Genomic DNA, 5,254 nt, shown 5'->3' with positions numbered 1-5,254 from the left:
TTAAGGTTAATGTACCGTACGTACCCACATGGGTATCAGTACCGTCAGTGAAGTCGTAAGTAAAGGCAGTGTCATCAATATCACTTGCTGTTAACGTACCAGTAGTTGCATCGAAGCTATCGGCTGCCGCTGTATCAGTAATGGCAGTCGTCACATCCGCTAACGTCGGTGCATTATTCACAGGGCTCACTGTGAAGGCTAATGTTTGTGTCACTGTTTGACCATCAGGATCAGTTGCAGTGAAGCTAATGTTTTCAACACCAGTGAAGTTATCGGTTGCGCTCGTAAACGTTGCAATACCATCCACAATCGTCACGCCAATGTCGCTGTTGCCACTCACAGTGTAAGTTAGGTCTGCGTTTGAGGTTTCAACGTCTGAGAAGTATTCTTTTAAATCAATGCTGTAATCAGCAAAGTCTTCGCTTTGAGTTTGGTCTGCAATCGCTACGCTGCTAATCGGCGTATCGTTCGCTGCCGTAATATCTATCGTAAACGTTGCAGTATCGCTTAAGGCATTATCAATACCAGTGTCACCGCCACTGTCCGTGACACGGACCGTGAAGGTTTCAGTGGTGTCGCTTGATAAGGCATCAATCGCTGCTGCGTTTGGCGCAAAGCTGTAACTGCCATCGCTTGCTAAGGTTAATGTTCCGTACGTACCCACATGGGTATCAGTACCGTCAGTGAAGTCGTAAGTAAAGGCGCTATCATCAACGTCCGTTGCGGTTAATGTGCCTGTAGTTGCATCGAAGCTATCCGCTGCTGCTGTATCAGTAATGGCAGTCGTCACGTCCGCTAACGTCGGTGCATTATTCACAGGGCTTACTGTGAAGGCTAATGTTTGTGTCACTGCTTGACCATCAGGGTCAGTCACCGTGAAGCTAATGTTTTCAACGCCATTGAAGTTATCGGTAGCGCTCGTAAAGGTTGCAATACCATCCACAATCGTCACGCCAATGTCGCTGTTACCACTCACAGTGTAAGTTAAGTCTGCGTTTGAGGTTTCAACGTCTGAGAAGTATTCTTTTAAATCAATGTTGTAATCACCAAAGTCTTCACTTTGAGTTTGGTCTGCAATCGCTACGCTGCTAATCGGCGTATCGTTCGCTGCCGTGATATCTATCGTAAACGTTGCAGTATCGCTTAAGGCATTATCAATACCAGTGTCACCGCCACTGTCCGTGACACGGACAGTGAAGGTTTCAGTGGTGTCGCTTGATAAGGCATCAATCGCTGCTGCGTTTGGCGCAAAGCTGTAACTGCCATCGCTTGCTAAGGTTAATGTTCCGTACGTACCCACATGGGTATCAGTACCGTCAGTGAAGTCGTAAGTAAAGGCGCTATCATCAACGTCCGTTGCGGTTAATGTACCCGTGGTTGCATCGAAGCTATCCGCTGCCGCTGTATCAGTAATGGCAGCCGTCACCTCCGTTAACGTCGGTGTATCATTCACTGGGTTAACAGTAAATGCAATCGTTTGTGTCACTGCTTGACCATCAGGGTCAGTTGCCGTGAAGCTAATGTTTTCAACGCCATTGAAGTCATCAGTTGCGCTCGTAAACGTTGCAATACCATCCACAATCGTCACGCCAATGTCGCTGTTGCCACTCACCGTGTAAGTTAGGTCTGCGTTTGAGGTTTCAACGTCTGAGAAGTATTCTTTTAAATCAATGCTGTAATCAGCAAAGTCTTCACTTTGAGTTTGGTCTGCGATAGATGTGCTGCTAATCGGCGTATCGTTCGCTGCCGTGATATCTATCGTAAACGTTGCAGTATCGCTTAAGGCATTCTCAATACCAGTGTCGCCGCCACTGTCCGTAACACGGACCGTGAAGGTTTCAGTAGTGTCGCTTGATAACGCATCAATCGCTGCTGCGTTTGGCGCAAAGCTGTAACTGCCATCGCTTGCTAAAGTTAATGTACCGTACGTACCCACATGAGTATCAGTACCGTCAGTGAAGTCGTAAGTAAAGTCAGTGTCATCAATATCACTTGCTGTTAACGTACCGGTAGTTACATCGAAGCTATCCGCTGCCGCTGTATCAGTAATGGCAGTGGTCACCTCCGCTAACGTCGGTGCATCATTCACTGGGTTAACAGTAAATACAATCGCTTGTGTCACTGACTCACCCTCTGGGTCAGTCGCCGTGAAGCTAATGTTTTCAACACCAGTAAAGTTATCAGTTGCGCTCGTAAAGGTTGCAATACCATCCACAATCGTCACGCCAATGTCGCTGTTACCATTCACCGTGTAAGTTAAATCTGTAGCCGAGGTCTCAGCGTCTGAGAAGTATTCTTTTAAATCAATGCTGTAATCAGAAAAGTCTTCGTTTTGAGTTTGATCTGCGATAATTGCACTACTAATCGGCGTATCGTTTGCTGCCGTAATATTGATAGTAAACGTTGCAGTATCGCTTAACGCATTCTCAATACCAGTGTCGCTACCACTATCCGTTACACGGACGGTAAATGCGCCAATTGCATCATTTGATAATGCATCAATTGCTGCAGCATTTGGCTCAAAACTATAGCTACCATCTTGCGCTAAGGTTAAAGTACCATATGCTCCCACATGCGTATCAGTACCGTCAATGAAGTCATAAGTAAAATTACTGTCATCAATATCTGCAACCGTTAATGTTCCCGTTATAACATCAAGACTTGCTGTCGCTCCGGTATCAATGATCGCTGTCGTGACATCCGATAGAGTTGGTGCATCGTTCACTGAATTAACCGTAAACACAATCGTTTGCGTAACCGATTCTCCTTCAGAATCGGTAGCCGTAAAGCTGATGTTTTCGACTCCATTGAAGTCATCCGTTACGCTCGTAAAGGTCGCAATACCATCAACAATGGTTACTCCAATGTCGCTGTTATCTGCCACAGAATAAGTTAAATCTGCAACCAAAGTTTCAGCATCTGAAAAATACTCTTTTAAATCGATAGTGTAATCAGCAAAGTCTTCATTTTGTGTTTGATCTGGAATCGTTACACTATTAATCGGCGCATCGTTTGCAGCCATAATTTCTACTGTAAACGTTGCTCGACTAATTGCATCACTTGCATCTTTTACTCTAATATCAAACATCTCTGTTGTATTCGATGATAGTTCATTAATAGTCGATTCATTTGCCGTAAAGGTATAATCGCCATTTGTTTGTAGAGTTAATGTGCCATACACACCAACTTGACTTAAGTTACCATCAGAAAAATCATAAATGAAATCAGTATCGTCTACATCAGTTGTTGTCAATGACCCCGTTAAACCAATAAAAGAGTCTGATAACGTTGTATCATTAATAACAATCGTTTCATCACTTAATAATGGAGCATCATTGACTTCTTCGATACTAAATACAACATTTTGACTAATAGTTGCACCACTTTGATCTGTCGCACTAAAAGTTAATGTTTCACTGCCATTAAAATTATCCACAGCAGTGCTAATAGTGGCAATACCATTCTCAATGTTTACATCGATATTAGTATTTCCATCAACACTATAAATTAAGTTTGCTTCAGGGGTTTCTACATCTGAGAAGTAGTGTTTTAAATCGATAGTATAATCAGCGAAGTCTTCCGCATTTATTTGCTCTGGAATATCATTACTGTTAATTGGTGCATCATTCACAGCCGTAATATCAATGATGAAAGTTGCTGTATCGCTGAGCGCGTTATCAATCCCCGTATCACCACCACTATCCGTAACACGTACCGTAAAGGCTTCAGTCGTGTCGTGAGATAAGGCATCAATCGCAGCTGCGTTCGGCGCAAAGCTATAACTGCCATCGCTTGCTAAGGTTAATGTACCATACGTACCCACATGGGTATCAGTACCATCAGTAAAGTCATAAGTGAAACTAGTATCATCGACATCAGCTGCCGTTAATGTTCCCGTTGTTGCTTCAAAAGTATCTGCAGCCACGGTATCAGTGATCGCAGTAGTGATATCTACTAACGTTGGTGCATCGTTCACTGGGTTAACAGTAAATACAATCGCTTGTGTCACTGACTCTCCTTCTGGGTCAGCCGCCGTGAAGCTAATGTTTTCTACGCCATTAAAGTTGTCTGTCACGCTGCTAAAGGTTGCAATACCATCAGCAATGGTCACACCAATGTCGCTGTTACCTGTCACAGTATAAGTTAAGTCTGCAGTCAAGGTTTCAACGTCTGTGAAATATTCTTTTAAATCAATAACATAATCAGAGAAGTCTTCATTTTGTGTTTGGTCAGGAATATCAGTACTGTTAACTGGTGTATCGTTCGCTGCCGTGATATCTATCGTAAACGTTGCAGTATCGCTTAAGGCATTATCAATACCAGTGTCACCGCCACTGTCCGTAACACGGACCGTGAAGATCTCAGTGGTGTCGCTTGATAACGCATCAATCGCTGCTGCGTTTGGCGCAAAGCTGTAACTGCCATCGCTTGCTAAAGTTAATGTTCCGTACGTACCCACATGGGTATCAGTGCCGTCAGTGAAGTCGTAAGTAAAGGCGCTATCATCAACGTCCGTTGCGGTTAATGTGCCTGTAGTTGCATCAAAGCTATCCGCTGCTGCTGTATCAGTAATGGCAGTCGTCACATCCGCTAACGTTGGTGCATTATTCACTGGGCTTACTGTGAAGGCTAATGTTTGTGTCACTGTTTGACCATCAGGGTCAGTTGCAGTGAAGCTAATGTTTTCTACACCAGTGAAGTTATCGGTTGCGCTCGTAAACGTTGCAATACCATCCACAATCGTCACGCCAATATCGCTGTTACCACTCACCGTGTAAGTTAGGTCTGCGTTTGAGGTTTCAACGTCTGAGAAGTATTCTTTTAAATCAATGCTGTAATCAGCAAAGTCTTCGCTTTGAGTTTGGTCTGCAATCGCTACGCTGCTAATCGGCGTATCGTTCGCTGCCGTAATATCTATCGTAAACGTTGCAGTATCGCTTAACGCATTATCAATACCAGTATCGCCGCCACTGTCCGTGACACGGACCGTGAAGATCTCAGTGGTGTCGCTTGATAACGCATCAATCGCTGCTGCGTTTGGCGCAAAGCTGTAACTACCATCGCTCGCTAAGGTTAATGTACCGTACGTACCCACATGGGTATCAGTGCCGTCAGTGAAGTCGTAAATAAAGGCTGTGTCATCAATATCACTTGCTGTTAACGTACCGGTAGTTGCATCGAAGCTATCCGCTGCTGCTGTATCAGCAATGGCAGTCGTCACATCCGCTAAGGTCGGTGCATCATTTACTGGGTT

Annotated in this window: 1 protein-coding gene; it reads right to left on the bottom strand. The window is 44.3% G+C overall.

Features of this window, described 5'->3' with window-relative positions; translation table 11 throughout:
- Positions 1–5,254, bottom strand: a 5,254-nt coding sequence (locus SP041_RS20465) for an Ig-like domain-containing protein (RefSeq protein WP_137298005.1), incomplete at both ends; no start/stop codon positions are given.

Source organism: Psychromonas sp. SP041 (assembly GCF_000470315.2).
Lineage (GTDB): Bacteria > Pseudomonadota > Gammaproteobacteria > Enterobacterales > Psychromonadaceae > Psychromonas.
This window is presented reverse-complemented; position numbering and strand designations above follow the sequence as displayed.